This is a genomic window from Commensalibacter sp. M0268 (genome assembly GCF_016101925.1).
GTDB lineage: Bacteria > Pseudomonadota > Alphaproteobacteria > Acetobacterales > Acetobacteraceae > Commensalibacter > Commensalibacter melissae.
This window is the reverse complement of the sequence record NZ_JACFPQ010000008.1, coordinates 12,360-27,343: the sequence shown is the minus strand read 5'-3', so window position 1 is coordinate 27,343 and position 14,984 is coordinate 12,360. Positions and strand designations below refer to the sequence as shown.

The following is a 14,984-nucleotide window of genomic DNA, read 5'->3' as shown; positions in this document are numbered from 1 at the left end:
AAGCGAACGGTTGGACAGGTTAGAGCAGGAAAACCAACAGTTGAAGAGCTTGCTCGAAAAGTCTCTAGATGCATTGAAGTAAAACTCCAAAGGCAAGCCTTAGAAAAGCGAAAAGAGGCAGAGGCAAAACAGCAAAGAAAACTCGCAAGAGATAGGGGAATGGGATTATAAATAAGATTTATTTATCATTAACACATTTAGGGGTTATTCCTAACGCAAGAATAGGGCATCCGCCATTTCTACCTGCATCTAATCGATATAATAATTTTCCCATCCATGTAGTAGATGCACCAAATTTTTGATAGACGTATGTTTTTCCTTCACTTTTACCATCTTGATTTAGAACCCTTCCTAAACTTTTGAAAAATTTATTATTTAAGCTAGAACCTCTTGTTAGCACTACACCTACGTCGATTGCTCCAGCTTCATAAAAAGCAGAAAAAGCATATAAATCTCTATCATATGTTTGATCTTTGCTATTCCATTCTAAATCAAATGCGACACGTCCAGAAACAAAGTCTATTCTGTGTCCATCTAAATATCCTTTTCTCGTGTATTCTGAGAAAGTATTATTTGTTTTCGCATGATGTAATTTCACTATTAGATCTGCTGATATCCTGGTTTCCACCCATTTTTCAGTATCAAAAAGATCATCAACGTGTTTTGCAATAGGACCTTTACTACCTCCTAGAGTTCTAATCATAGTTTTTGTAATTTGAAGATTTTCTAAAGCAGATATTATGTCTTTGAATTGTTCGGGAAAAGTTTGGTATAAAATAGCTGCTGCCGATCTATAGCTATAAATTTCAAATTTATTTAAAATATTTTCAGGAAATATCTTAGAAAAATAGTTTGGGTTATCTGCTATTCTGCCATTAGATATATCATCTTTTATAATTTCATCATTATTGTTTTTATTACTCAAAATGTTATTCCTAATTTTTGATTATAATCAAATTCATTATAAATATTGGCTACAAGAATTATGTTTATATGTATTCCATGTCGGTTTGTAATCATCAACGGCTTGATTTCCCCAAACAGTCCAATTTTCTCGACGTCCTCTTCCAAATAGCTCTAAGTACGGTCCCCATGAACAACCCTCTATAATTTCGTATTGTTCTTCTGGTTTTCTTGAATGTTCTCTTTTTCTGGTTGCTAGTAAATTAACTTGTGTTCTACCTCTTTGTAGGGTTCTAGCATTTTTACCTTTTGTGCCAAAAAGCAAAATTTCAGTTACGTTTCTAAAATAAAAACCAACCCCTCTTCCATCAGAACCTCCATCTTTCCTTATTTTATGCCAAATAATATTTGATTTATAATTAAATCCCCAAGCATTAAGAACCTGTAACCCTTCAGGTAAAAGAGCATTTGGAACCCACAAATAACAATGAGCAGTCTCCTCTAAATGGTTTTGAATTGGGAGACTGCATATTTCTTCTAAATTCATGGTTGGATATCTAGCAAGCCTTTTATGCTCTGGTGCAACTTTTCCTGTTCGGTTAGTAAAACGCCATGGAGGATCAGCCATGATTGTTGCAAACTTTTGCTCTTTTAAAAAGTTACTTAGATCTTCTGAAGCTTGTTTTTTATTAATCATTTATTGTATTTTCCACCTTCAAAAAGTGTTAACCTTGGAGCTTCTCTTTGAGTTTTTTCTCTAATTTCTTGAGGGTAGTGATTAGCTATATTAGGGTTCATGTAATAAATTACCCCTCTGCCTTCTTTGTGTTTAATAATAGCCTCAATACTTTCTAATTCTGTCATAATGTTTGTTACGCTATTTACATAAAGCTGTATTTCTTTTGCAATTTCTTGCCGTGTAAGCATAATTTGACCAGTTTCACGATGCACATTTTCGAATAGTAAAGCCCATAATCTAAGAGCTTTTAAAGGTCGTTTACTATTTTCTTCAAGCCAATTGACAACTATTCTATTTTGTTCTGGGCTAATCATAATGAATGTCTATTTGTTTGGTTCTTGTAAATTGTTTTTTCTTTTCGTTTCCCATAATAAAGCAGAAACTTTTTATTCGTTAAGTTTTGGGAACTCTAAAAGAATTAATTGTAATTGTTTTAATTTTTCTTGTGCTTTTTGCTGTTCTTTAAGGCTGTAATCTTTTGATATGGGCAGACATAGTTTTACCCTTGTTAATAAATGAACAATAGGTAACACCATGTGTTACTAATTAATAACATTGAATGTTACCTATTATCAATGTATTTTTTAAGGTTTATCAAAGAAATTTAATGATTTTGGAAAGTGCTAGATATATAAAGATATTTATATCCCTCTATAGTCTCCCTATTTAAACTGTGGAAAACGTCTAAAGTTTATAAAAAAACAAAAAACCGCTTGGGTAGTTGCAGATTTTTAATGAGAAAGAATTGTTTTTTTTGCTTTTTTATTTTATTATTATTAACGCGTATAAAGATTATTTCTTTTTTATATACGCTGAAAGAGGTTTATTATGCTCCGCTGGATAAGTCAATTTTGTAAACTCGAAACTTCGTGAACAGAAAAAGCCCTTGCAACGTAGAGACCCATGCGCACAAAAAACATTATGTTTACAGTCGAAATGCTAGACTAGCGACCAAAGAAATTTGGCATAAATAATCTCGATCAACAGGTTCGAATCCATAAAGTTGAAACGAATAATATTATTTATGAAACATGGAGGGTGCTTTAAACAAGCGACAAGATGTTGGTTCAACTCCAACTTAACTTGGCAGGTTAAAATAGGGATGATTGAAAAATCATCCCTATTTTTATTTAAGAAGAGGGTAAGGATACACAAATACGTATTACATACATTAATTTGTAACCTTACAAAGGGATTTCTCCTTAACCCCTTTAAAGTAAGTAAATTATGAAAAAACGAACAAAACGTGTAGAATTACAATTCACTGAAACAGAATATGAACAGTTACTTCAATGAAAAACAAAGGTACATTTAGCAGAATGGATAAGAGATACTTGCTTAGGAAGTAAATAAACAAAAAAGCAAAGCCTGTGCCTAAGGTTGATTTTACTTTATTGGTGGCTCTATCTAAAATTGACGGTAACCTTAATCAAATTGCACGATGTTTGAATATGGATAAAACTTTATCTGTTCACAAAAAAGTAAATATTTTACTTGAATTAGCGAGTATTGAGCAATCTTTAGGGGAGTTTGTAAGTAATGCTGATAAAATTTTTTAAGAGTTCTCTTAAAAGAACTAATGGAGGTAAAGGTGGATTAAATGAACTTGATTATGAGGCAATTGCAAGAGGCATTAAGCGAGACTGTCAAGAACGAGTTGCTTGCTATTATCGAGCAGCACAGGAAGAGCATGAACGCCGTAGAGCAAAATCATGAAGCAGAATTGAAGCTAATCAACGAGAGATTGATCAAATTAGAGCAAGAAAATTAGAAATTAAAAAATTTGCTCAAAAGCTGTTTAAACGAGTTAAAATAATTGTTCAAAAAAGAATATAAAACAATCGTGGTAGAGGCTTATAGGAATTTATTATTATTTTCTTTTTTGATATTAATTTTAAGTTCATTATATTCTTTCATATATAATGCGTACCTATTGCTATTTTTTGGTAGATTTTCATCTAAATAATGGCAAATAGAATATCCATTAACTTCTACACTATAATATTTTTCTTGGTATTCGTATGCTGTCTTTAAACGTTGTATTTCATTTATTATATTTTGATCATTAATTTCGTTAAATGATAATAAAAATATATGAATATTTTTATCTAACCTTTTGCCATTTTCACAATATAATTTTTGTATATATTTACATATTGTTTCTAGTTGATTTATATCACTTTGATTAATGCGTGATTTATTTTTACACTCAATATAGTAGTTATCATCTTGATTTTCACAAAAAAAATCAATTTCTTTTTTTATTTTTTTTCCATGGCAATTTCTATCATTATCTAAATACAATATATAATTTATTTTAATGCTGGAATTGGATAAAATTGAATGAAGTATCATGTAAGTAAAGAATTCGAATATTTTACCTTTCATATCAGAAAATATTTCTTTGTTAGTCTTACTAAAAGATACAAACTGATTATATACCTCAGTAGGTTCAGTATATAATTGTTTGGAATTTTCTATATTGATAAAATTCTTCAACGCTACAGGACTTATTCCTTTAGATCTTAAAAGACGTAAATGATGGGGTAAAAACTCGTAGCTAAATAAAAAAAACATTATGTTATTATGTGGATAGGTATTTTTAACAATATCCACTTTATGTATAAAAGGTAGAATTGAGAATTCTTCTTTCAAATCGTGTATATAGTCAGCAACAACAAAACCGCATTTCTCATTTCTCATTAGCGAATTTATAAAAGATGGGGCAGTAATGTCCCAATAAAAATTACTAACTTTATATTTGTATTTTACAGCATTAAAGCTAACAAGGCTAAATCTACGTAAGTAAAAAGTTATTATTGATATAAACATATTAAATTTTAATTTTAATATATTTTGTTGTTGATATTCTTCAGAAATATCGTTTTCATTTAAATTTAAAAAAATATAATCATTATAGGTTTTTATTAAATTAATTTGTTCTAGGGTATGAAAAATTGAAATAAAAGATGTTTGTTTTTTCAATTTCTCAGGAGATCCACATTGAATTTGAAGATCTTCTTTACTTAAAATTCCATTGTTATTTAATAATGCTATAATACAGTGTCCATATACTGAATTTTCTTTAATAAGAATTTCTACGAGTTTTTTCCAAAAAATTATAGAGCCAAAACTAGCAGCCAAGTAATATATTTTTTGATTATGTTTTAGATTAATATTGTTAAGTTTATAAATTTGTTTTTCTTTAACCATCCTAGATATTTTTTTTCTTATTGAAGCTTCTTTCTGATTATCGATCCGTAAAATTTCCTGTATTAAATTTTGACTACTTATTACAGTGTTTTTTTCTAAAACATTGAGTATAGAATTTGGTTTGATTTTCATAATGTCACACTACTCTATTTATAACGCACTTTATTAGTGCGTTTATCATAGATAATTAAAAATTTATAAATAAAAACAATTACTTACAAAGATTTATGTCGCACTTTTAAAAAATTATTTATAATTTTTTCGTTTGATCTCTGTGATAAATCTCATTCTATCTCCGTTAAATAAAAAATGAGGATTTATAAAATAATCTCCCATTCGTTTTGATTTTGCAAGTATTTGAGATTTTACAAGTTCGTTTAATCCTTTTCTAAATGTAACATAAGCCATATGTAACTTTGGATTGGCTTTTGAAAATTGTTCATGAGTATATTTGTCTAAAACAACTTCATCTTTACTGATTTTAGTTTGAACAACCCACATCAAAACTGTAAGAGCTTTTATTCCATTTGCTGACAAATTAAACGTTAGTCCTATATTTTGAGTAAATAACTTTACAAACTGCTCATCATCTACTTCATGATAGGTAATCACATTAGTTGTGCTTACTTCTCCGGTTTCCTGATTTAATAAAATATCATTTCCTTGTCCGATAACAACTTTCTTTTTACTTGTTGTAATTGCTTTCACATCAACAAAAGGATTTGTTTCATATCTTTTCTCTGGATTGAATGTCATATTTGAACAGTCTTTCAAGTATAATATCATGATACTTTTTTATATCACCTTATACTCCAAAAAAACAACCTTATGGTATTAAAATATACTATATAATGATATAATTTTATATCTTAGCATATACGAATATGTATCACCTCTTGATACGGATATGCATTTTGACTTCGCAGTTTTCTGCTGGTTGTAACCATATCTCTTCTTATATCTTATTCTACTAGTAAAATTCATCGATCTTTTAGGTAATTTTTAAAAAATACACATGAGTCAGATTGACCATTAAAAGTCAAAATCTGACGATTGTGTAGTTTTTAAAAATTAAAAAAAAACTGAATTTTACTTTGACAAACAACTTAAAAATTTCAATTAGATAATATCTTATAGGTAAGGATATACAAACCATGGTTTGTATTCTTGTAAGGGAATGTTCCCCTTAACCCCTTTTTACAGCAAAGAAGAAATCATGAAAAAGCGAACCAAAAAAATTGAGATTATGACAACCCAAGAAGAATATGAACAGTTGCTTCAAAGAAAGACCAAGCCTCGATTGGCAGAGTGGATACGTGAAACCTGTTTAAACCAAAAACCTAAAAAAAAGTTGCAACCGTTGATCCTTTACTGCTTTACGAATTGAACAAGATTGGCGTCAATCTCAATCAGATTGCCAAGAAAATCCAATATTCAAAAAACAATATTGAATGGTTGATTGAGATCATTCATATCGAACAACAATTAACGTGTTTGCTCGAAAATGATCATTAAGTTCTTTCCTCATCCAAAATCGGGAGGCAGTCCTCGTGGATCAATGGATTATTTGCTCAAGAAGAGCGAAGATGAATTTCAAGTTCTTCAAGGAAACCCAAGACTTTCCGTTGATATTGCAGAGGGATTAGACTTCAAGAATCAATATACGGTTGGTTGTTTGTCATTTGAGGAAGCTTCTATCCCTGATGCTTATAAACAGGAAATCATGCAGAAATTTGAAGAAACCTTTTTCGCGGGGTGGGAGCCAGAGCAATACAATATCTGTTGGATTGAACACACCGACAAAGGGAGGCTTGAGTTAAACTTCTTTGTGCCCAATGTAGAGCTTGAAAGTGGGAAGCGGTTATCGGTCTATTACGACAAATCAGATCGACCCCTTGCAGAGAACTTCAAGCAGGTAATTAATCAACAATACGATTTAAGCGATCCAGACGCACCGCAGAAGCGTCAAATGACTGTTTCAGGTAGGAACAGCCCAAAAACAAAAAAGAGGCTCAGGAAGCGATTAACGGGCTTTTAGAGGGGGAACTTGAAAAGGGGCGTATTCAGACACGTGAGGATGTTTTAAATTGCCTTACAGAGGCTGGTTTTGAAATCGCTAGAAGTTACACCCAAAAACATCTCCATCAAGACAGACGGGCGAAATTTAAGGCTTAAAGGGGCAATCTATGAGCAGTCTTTCGAACTCAATCGAGCAATTGAAGAAATACAGCGAGCAAAAGGACTTGGAAGCCAAGCGACAGCTATTGGAGGCAATCACCAGGCAGGAACAGAACTTGCAAAAGCAGTTGATCGCAGACATGCAGAGTTTTCGAGACGATTTGGAGCGTCAAAAACAAGCCATTCAGAAAGACTTGATCAGGCTCTACAAGGTGCCGTTCTGGATCATAATCGGGGTTGGAGCGGTTTTGATAGTGGGGTTGTTTTATCTCATCAACGCAGCGACAAACCAATATATGGATATGCGGGAGTGGAAGCAGTCGGCAGCCCTTTACAAGGAAAACAGCAAGGGGCTGATGTTGGCGAACTGCACAACGGGAAACAAAGAAACGTTAACCTGCATCAAGGTCGATCCTCAATACAACAATCAAGTATTCGGAGACGATCAAGACTACCGAATTATCAAGCTAGGGAAAAACTAAATGACACCGACAGAGAAACTTTTGAAGGACGCATTAGACAGGTTGGTGAGGCAACAAAACGAGCTTATGAACACATTAAGCGAACGGTTGGACAGGTTAGAGCAGGAAAACCAACAGTTGAAGAGCTTGCTCGAAAAGTCTCTAGATGCATTGAAGTAAAACCGCAAAAAAAAGAAATAAAAGCAAAATATCAAATAAAGCTTTTAGGAAATAAAAACACATTTAGTTAATTAATTGTGTTCTTATTATACGTAGTCCTTCTTTTGCATTTTCATTTCCTTGGTTTGCAGCTTTAGTAAGCCATTCAGTTGCTATATTATAATTTTTGGTAACACCTTTTCCATCCATATACATGTTACCAAGTAATAATTGGGCATTTGGATCTCCTTGATTAGCTGCTCTACTATAAAAATAAAAAGCTAAAGTATAGTTTTGAGGGACACCTTTCCCTTTGTAATACATTTGGCCAAGTGTATTTTGTGCGGGGGAAAAATTTTGGTCAGAAGATTTACTTATTAAATCAAAAGCTTTTTGATAATTTTTTGGAATTTTTATACCCTCAAGGTATATAACGCCAAGGGAAAATTGAGAAACTTTTCTACCTTTTTCGGATTCTATAGTAAGCATTTTAATGTTTTTACGAATATTAATTTTGTGCTTTTATTCGATTATAAAAAAATAAGATTATTACTAATAGTAAGATGGAAAGAGTTATCATTAAGCTAAACAAATCAAATTATTCCTCCATCAATAATCTTTAATTGAGGGGCTTTTTTCTGCTCGCCGTTTCTAATTTCTCTAGGATAATGGTTGGCGATATTTGGATTCATGTAATACATAACGCCTCGTCCATTTTTCTGTTTCAAAATTGCTTTGATACTTTCTAATTCAGACATGATATTGGTAACGGTTTGTGTCTGGATATTTATTTCTTGTGCTATTTCTCGACGTGAAAGCATAATTTGACCAGTTTCACGATGCACATTTTCGAATAGTAAAGCCCATAATCTAAGAGCTTTTAAAGGACGCTTACTATTTTCCTCTAACCAATCAACAACAGCTCTATTTTGTTCTGGGCTAATCATAATGAATGTCCAATCTTCAGGTAGATTAATTTTATTTTTTCGTTTAACTTCCCACAATAAAGAGGATATTTTTCTCTCATTTAATTCTGGAAAGCGCTCAAGAATTGATAATAATTCTAATAAATCTTGTTGCTTTTCTTGTTTTTCTTTAGGTTGAAATCTTTTGATCTTTGCAGTCATGATTTGACCCTGTTAATAAATAATTGTTGCTACTCTATGGCAAGTATTACAAGAGCGTTTTTTTACGGTTTCCCAACAATAATTGATAATTTTAAAATTTACTAGATATAATAGATATATTATATCCCTCTATAGTCTCCCTTTTAAACTGTGGAAAACATCCAAAGTTTGCAAAAAAAGCATATAAACCAATAGGACTTGATTTATTATTGCCTGATAGTTCTACAATTCTTTTCCAACCTTTATTGTATATTTGGGTAAACCCATTGTTTTGTGCTGTTTGTGGTTGCATTTTGCTTTTCTGTTAAACCATAATAATTAATATTCCTATAATAGGAACAATAGGAAAGACAGTGTTTTCTATTAGATGATTTTTAAGAATATAATTAAATGATCTCATAATTATTGAGCATATTTATGATGGTATTAAACATAGTAGATTTAATTTGTTCTAGATTGATAATTAAGGGCAAAAAATTAGCATCTAAAAAGGTATAATCCTTTTTCTAGATGCTAATTAAATTATTATAAAAATTAATGTGGTAATATTTGCCTATATGGGCAAATATTATTTTTAATTAATTATCCAACTTTTTTATAAAGTTCTTTTTTCTCATCAAGAAGATAAGGACCCGCAGCTAATATATTAACTATCAAGACGCTTTTTCCTGATTGGGTAGCATGAATATTTAAAGTGGCCTTTCCTTTTGTCCAACGACAAGGAGATTGTTCAATAACATCCCAGCCGGTTAAATCAGGGTTCGATAAGTGATCAGTTATTTCGTGAATATCATTTTTGTTGATGACAAATACGTTTCCAACTAATACACCGAGTTCACGACGATCATCAATAAATGAACCAACAGTTTCACATGGACGACCAGTTCTTGAAATAAGATCAACCTTGTCTATATCTTCTGGAATATTAAATATATATTTTCCATTATTACATGCATGTGGCTGAATAATTGTTCCCAATTCTGTTGTCAAATACAGATTTGGATCTGATGTAAGAGCAAAATGTTCTGTTTGTAATTCAAAATTAATATCTAGAGCACGTTTATTAATTTGATTGTAAATAGGTTCTACGAAATCACGATGAACATTCAATGGCGCTGCCGCATCATTATCCCAAGTTTTGATATTATTGAACAAGGAAACAACTTTTTGATCATTCTTAAACGTATTTCTATTTCCTGTATCCAGATAACTTTCAGTTAGCATTCCATTAGCCCAAATGACAGAATGTTGTTCTGTTTCAATATGATAATAATCATAAGAGGTAATGGAATAATCATAATAGATTGAGCGTCCGTTTACCAACATACGGGCAGGAACAAAGTTGCCATCAAAAAATAGGCAATGTTCTGGAGTTACAAGTAGATCCTCATTTGGAACATTTTCAGAAATCGCATTTTTTAAAATACGTACAGGATAACCAGCAAGATCATCTGACAAATATGTTTTTACATTGGTATGTTTCTGACCAACCCAAATAACAGTGGCATTAGTTGTCTGCTTCATTTTCCAGTCAAATGTCTTGACTATATCTCCGACTTTAATGGTTTCAACGGCCATTGTCGAATTAAACGTGGATATCAAAGTACCAGCCAAGAAACAGGCCGCAAAAGTAAGGCTACCATCAGGATTTTCACCTAGAATATAACCAGTGTTTTTGATACCGATAATATGTAATGTAATGGATGAACCATCTTTTAAAGTAATTTTTACATGATCGTCATCTGTAAATTCAACACCTGCAACATCACTACGTTGAATATCTTTTAAAGTAATTTGATCATGACCATCAAAATCATCGATAGTTGATTTAACTTCTATGCCATTTGCAGCAGCTTTTCCAGAAATAATTAGACCGTTGTTTTCTGTTCCTTGCAGATCAATAATACCGCCGGTTTCAGTTTCAATGGTGGTACGTCCGCCATTGACTAAAGTTAATGTTCCAGTCAATTTTGCATCTTTAGAAAAAGTTGCTGTTCCACCGTCAACAGTTAAATTACCAATTTGACCATCGGTTGCTTTTAGCGTAGAGTTTTCATAAACTGTAGCATTTGGAATAACTGAATTTGAGTCATTTACTATTAAATTAGCTGTGTCTGCAATATAGATATGAGCTTTATAAGTTATACTATCAGCATAATCAGTAACATTGTTTCCATATAAAAGAACATCACCAAATTGATGATCCGATAATTTTTGGTCATCTCCTCCATATGCGACTTTAACACCCCAAACACGATCTATATGACCTGGAGGTAAAAAGGAATAGAATTGAGCTTGTCCCAGATCATTTGGTTGTTTAGTAAGTATATAACTTCTTAGGTCTACACGTTTATCTGGATCTGAATCTGAATCTTCTTCATGTGGTGGATTAGTAATCCATTCTATGGGGTTTCCTTTATCGTCAGTAGTAGGAAGTGAAGAACTATTGGCGGTCCTTAAAAGAGGATTTTGTTCTTGCTCGAAATATTCAGGATTATTTAAAAGATCATTTAATTCATCCCATCCATGAATAATTGTTGTATTTTTATCCGTATTTGTATTTATATCAGTAGTTGAATCTACAGGTGCAAATAAAGTTGGATCATTAAATAAAGCGGTTAAGGTTTCTTTTGTAAGACTATTAATTACAGTATCTTTAAGAACTCTTCGATGGTTAACAAATCCACCTGTTTGTAAATGAATTTGACCCAAACCAGTTACTTGATCTGGTGATATTAATAAAGCGCCACCATTGTTTACATAAATATTTCCTGTATAACCACTAACAATATTTAAGATACCTCCATATTCAATAGTGGCATTATTGATAGTACCTCCATTAATATCAACAATACCATTATTGTTGATTGAAGCGGTATCCACAGTTCCACCGGAAACCCTGATTTCACCGCCATCATTAACGGTAATATCTTTTGCTGTGCCATTGGAATTAACTGTTACAATTCCATTATCATCTACTGTAGTAGTACTAACAACACCTCCACTCATTACATATTGGAAGCCGTTACGGACAATTGTGTTATTTGTCCAACCACCATTATAAACGTATTCTTTACCACCATTATCTATTGTAGTGGAAACGCCTGCACCGGAATAAACATTGACTGTTCCACCAGAGATGAAATTTACGTCATTATTGATACCACCACCGGCACTGACATTAAGTGTTCCACCTGATAGAATTACATTTTCTGTTCTACCCCAGTCATAAACGGTTTGGGTGGCCCCTGCATAAATGGTTGTATCTTTAGCAAAAGCAAATGTACCATATCTTCCGGAAATGAATTGTTGACCGCCATATGAAATTTTGGCTGCGGAATCAATGGAACCTGTTGAAATGTATTCCTTACCACCAGAGCTAATTATTGATCCTATTGCAGTAGCTGAATTGTCAAGAGTTGCTGAGGCACTATTTAATTTTAGGTTTGTTACGTTTGTACCGGCATTAGTAAAATAAGCAGATCCGGTATTATTTACAGTTACATCTGAAAGTGTTCCGCCAGATGCATTTAAATGTCCAGCACTGTTTATCGTTACATTTGAAAGTGTTCCGCCAGCTACACCTATATTTCCTGCGCTATTTACAGTTACATCTGAAAGTGTTCCACCAGATGCATATATATTTCCAGCATTATTATCAGTTACTCCTGTTACAACTGATCCTGAATAAGTATATAAAGAGCCACCATTAATTATAGTATTATTTGCTTTACCGTAAACTGATAAGGAGCAAGAAGGTAGAACTGTTAGGTTTGATACTGTTTCGCCCGCTGAAACTGTTCGTGAACAATTATTTCCATTACATTCGTCTCCCACAGGTATCATTACATGAAAACTATTATTATTTCCTGTATTGGCCATATGGGGATTGTGGATTTTGCCACCATTGTCAAGATTAACATTGGCAGTGGAATCCGCGGTACGAAAAGAACTGCTTCCACCTGCTAAATAACGGTTGATTAATGTACCGCCACGTTCTGCTGTATCACCAGGATCAAAGAAACTGTCACTATCAGATGTTCCACCATTCTTGATATTTACAACTTCTGATACATATTCGTTGTTTTCTGATACACCACCATTTTGAATATTTACGAAACCGTTGAAAATGTGGGAATTTTCAAGTTTTCCACCATTTTCGATATTGATGGTTGGGTTTGCATCCCCACCAAAACCGGACATATTGGCAAGCTGATAGATACCGCTAACAGTGGCGCCGCTTTTAATGTTTAAAACTCCATGGATCATATTAACAGGACCATGTACACTAGTATAATTACTGGTATAAATAGTTTCACCTGTAAATGTATCTAATACAGCATTCCAAACACCACCGGAAATAATTGGATAATCATTTTTGATTACAATATTTCTAAAATCTACATTATTTGAAAAAGATGCCATCTTAATTTTTTTTCCTTAAAATTTATTAAGTTTTTATATAGTTATTTTAACGTTAAAATTATAATTTTAATAAATTAATAATTAATTTATAGAAACATTACATAATAATATTTATATAAAAAAATTACAATTCCAAAATGTTTACAAAAAAATTTTATAAAAAGATTAAGAATTTTAATGACTATAAGAAATCTTCTTTTTAAGAAAAAACAATTGAATATAAAATATAATTGTTAATTATAAATTTATTTATTTAAAACTATTATGGTATAATCATATATATTTTATTCTATATTTTAATATAGAATTTTTTTATTAAAAAAATGATATTTAATACTTATTTTAAAATTACGAATTACATCTGTTGTCCTTGTTTTTTTATAAAATGATTTAAGTTATATTTTTCAATTTTTTTGTTTTCACAATGTTTTCGAGCTAATTCATATATACGATGATCAAGAGGTTTTCGTAATTTAAAATAGTCGTGGCTAATGGTTAAAAGCTATGGACATATAGAAACATTACAATAAAATCGAAGCATTAAAACAATATATTGCTGATGAAGGCTTAGATAATCAGTTAGAAATGTTTTGATTAAAGCAGTTGGCGCATTTTAAAAGTGCGCTAATATTTATACTATTCAATAAGTTTTTTCTTTTTTTTGGGATCAACACGTCCAACAGGAAATTCTGTTTGTGCACGTTTGTATGATCTTGGTTTTTTCCTAAGCATGTCAATTAATTCTTTATTAAATAAAACTAGAGAAAGTTCCTCTGCTTTTCTCAAACTAATGCCAGTTTTTGCACGTTCTAAAAGAGATATAAATGATTTTGATGTTTTTGAATAATTCGCCGCTTTTTCTTGGCTCCAACCTAAATTTAATCTTTCTATTCTAAAGTTGTAACCATATATAATTTGTGAATTTGTTGGTTCGTCGCTTTTTTTCATTTTATATTAATAATTCAAGAATAAAATATTTTTTTATCAATATAATTTTGTTTTGTAAAAGATATTATTTAATTCTTTTTATTGATTATTGCAATAATATTTTGATATGTAATAAATCCAAGATATTTTTAACGTATACCAAAATCTGACGTTTTTTCCATGGAAACACGTAATCACTCTATGAGTGATTTAGGCATTAAAAATAATAAAAATAATGGTTGTAAAGGGCAATTGTTTGTAGCAGTTGTCCTTTTTTATTATCGTGTATTTAGGTGCACCTGTGGATAAAATAATTTCATAATTATTTAACAAATATAATATACATAAAAAACCTTTAGTTTCGTTGTCAAAATGTACGACGAAAGTATGACGAAAAAATACTTATATATCAACAACATATTATATTTTGTCCGACACCTGTCCGACATAATTATCCAAATTATAAATAAAAATCTTATATATATCAAATACTTATGCAAAGCTATGCTTGCGTATGGTGTATGTCCTTAAAAAGCCCTAGATTAAGGATTAATCATGGGCTTTTTGTCCTATGCTGGTGAGTGAAACGAACGAAATTTACTAATCTCTGACAGGTTCTGACAAAAACTGACAAAATTCTGAAATTTTCTGACAAAAAACTGACAATTTCTGACAAAATTCTGACAGGCTCTGACAAATTTCTGAAATTCTCTGACAAAATTCTGACAAAAACAATTGACAATGATCTTTAATTTTATTTGGTGAGAAAAAATGGAAAATTAACTTCCTTGATTATATGTGATTTTGAAGGTGATGCTACAGCAGAAGAATTAATAGACAGAAGACAAAATC

15 protein-coding genes are annotated in these 14,984 nt (G+C 31.4%); 4 read left to right on the top strand and 11 right to left on the bottom strand.

Annotated elements, in window-relative coordinates; translation table 11 throughout:
• Positions 1–178: 178 nt before the first annotated feature.
• The 3 genes from H3R28_RS08800 to H3R28_RS08790 are packed head-to-tail and all read right to left on the bottom strand — an operon-like array spanning position 179 to position 1,956.
• On the bottom strand, positions 179–925 hold the full coding sequence (locus tag H3R28_RS08800) for a BglII/BstYI family type II restriction endonuclease (RefSeq protein WP_198211030.1): 747 nt from the start codon (positions 923–925) through the stop codon (positions 179–181).
• A gap of 36 nt (positions 926–961) precedes the next feature.
• A complete protein-coding gene (locus H3R28_RS08795) occupies positions 962–1,600 on the bottom strand; it encodes an MT-A70 family methyltransferase (RefSeq protein WP_198211028.1) in 639 nt (212 codons plus the stop codon).
• Positions 1,597–1,956 carry a replication/maintenance protein RepL gene (locus H3R28_RS08790; protein WP_198211026.1) on the bottom strand — a complete coding sequence of 120 codons (360 nt, stop codon included), beginning with the start codon at positions 1,954–1,956 and terminating at the stop codon, positions 1,597–1,599. The genes H3R28_RS08795 and H3R28_RS08790 overlap by 4 nt, the downstream gene beginning before the upstream one ends.
• A gap of 1,056 nt (positions 1,957–3,012) precedes the next feature.
• Between H3R28_RS08790 and mobC the strand changes: the two genes are divergently transcribed.
• Positions 3,013–3,201, top strand: coding sequence for a plasmid mobilization relaxosome protein MobC (gene mobC, locus H3R28_RS08785; RefSeq protein WP_198211024.1), 189 nt, complete (start codon positions 3,013–3,015; stop codon positions 3,199–3,201).
• A 295-nt stretch (positions 3,202–3,496) separates the two neighbouring features.
• On the opposite strand, the gene H3R28_RS08780 is transcribed toward mobC, so the two are convergent.
• A complete protein-coding gene (locus tag H3R28_RS08780; protein WP_198211022.1) occupies positions 3,497–4,987 on the bottom strand; it encodes a hypothetical protein in 1,491 nt (496 codons plus the stop codon).
• Positions 4,988–5,101: 114 nt separating this feature from the next.
• Positions 5,102–5,611, bottom strand: a complete 510-nt coding sequence (locus tag H3R28_RS08775; RefSeq protein WP_198211020.1) for a replication/maintenance protein RepL — start codon at positions 5,609–5,611, stop codon at positions 5,102–5,104.
• Between the two features lie 460 nt (positions 5,612–6,071).
• Between H3R28_RS08775 and H3R28_RS08770 the strand changes: the two genes are divergently transcribed.
• From H3R28_RS08770 to H3R28_RS08960, 3 genes are all read left to right on the top strand, one after another.
• Positions 6,072–6,242 (top strand): hypothetical protein, encoded by a 171-nt coding sequence (locus H3R28_RS08770; RefSeq protein ID WP_198211004.1) that lies wholly within the window; start codon positions 6,072–6,074, stop codon positions 6,240–6,242.
• A 171-nt stretch (positions 6,243–6,413) separates the two neighbouring features.
• The gene (locus H3R28_RS08965; protein WP_232351297.1) at positions 6,414–6,893 is read left to right on the top strand and encodes a relaxase/mobilization nuclease domain-containing protein; all 480 of its coding nucleotides are present in this window, start codon (positions 6,414–6,416) and stop codon (positions 6,891–6,893) included.
• A gap of 69 nt (positions 6,894–6,962) precedes the next feature.
• The gene (locus tag H3R28_RS08960; RefSeq protein WP_232351298.1) at positions 6,963–7,745 is read left to right on the top strand and encodes a hypothetical protein; all 783 of its coding nucleotides are present in this window, start codon (positions 6,963–6,965) and stop codon (positions 7,743–7,745) included.
• Here the strand turns inward: H3R28_RS08960 and H3R28_RS08755 are convergent.
• The 6 genes from H3R28_RS08755 to H3R28_RS08730 form a co-directional block, all read right to left on the bottom strand.
• Positions 7,738–8,142, bottom strand: a complete 405-nt coding sequence (locus H3R28_RS08755; RefSeq protein WP_198211006.1) for a tetratricopeptide repeat protein — start codon at positions 8,140–8,142, stop codon at positions 7,738–7,740. The two genes, H3R28_RS08960 and H3R28_RS08755, sit on opposite strands and share 8 nt — an antisense overlap.
• A gap of 104 nt (positions 8,143–8,246) precedes the next feature.
• Positions 8,247–8,780 carry a replication/maintenance protein RepL gene (locus H3R28_RS08750; RefSeq protein WP_155572433.1) on the bottom strand — a complete coding sequence of 178 codons (534 nt, stop codon included), beginning with the start codon at positions 8,778–8,780 and terminating at the stop codon, positions 8,247–8,249.
• 91 nt (positions 8,781–8,871) lie between these two features.
• Entirely contained in the window at positions 8,872–9,072 is a 201-nt protein-coding gene (locus H3R28_RS08745) for a hypothetical protein (RefSeq protein ID WP_155572432.1), read from the bottom strand.
• A 290-nt stretch (positions 9,073–9,362) separates the two neighbouring features.
• Positions 9,363–13,205, bottom strand: a complete 3,843-nt coding sequence (locus tag H3R28_RS08740; RefSeq protein WP_198211008.1) for a Hint domain-containing protein — start codon at positions 13,203–13,205, stop codon at positions 9,363–9,365.
• A 355-nt stretch (positions 13,206–13,560) separates the two neighbouring features.
• Positions 13,561–13,698, bottom strand: a complete 138-nt coding sequence (locus tag H3R28_RS09110) for a replication initiator protein A (RefSeq protein WP_198211010.1) — start codon at positions 13,696–13,698, stop codon at positions 13,561–13,563.
• A 143-nt stretch (positions 13,699–13,841) separates the two neighbouring features.
• Positions 13,842–14,153 carry a helix-turn-helix domain-containing protein gene (locus tag H3R28_RS08730; RefSeq protein WP_122124322.1) on the bottom strand — a complete coding sequence of 104 codons (312 nt, stop codon included), beginning with the start codon at positions 14,151–14,153 and terminating at the stop codon, positions 13,842–13,844.
• Between the last annotated feature and the right edge of the window lie 831 nt (positions 14,154–14,984).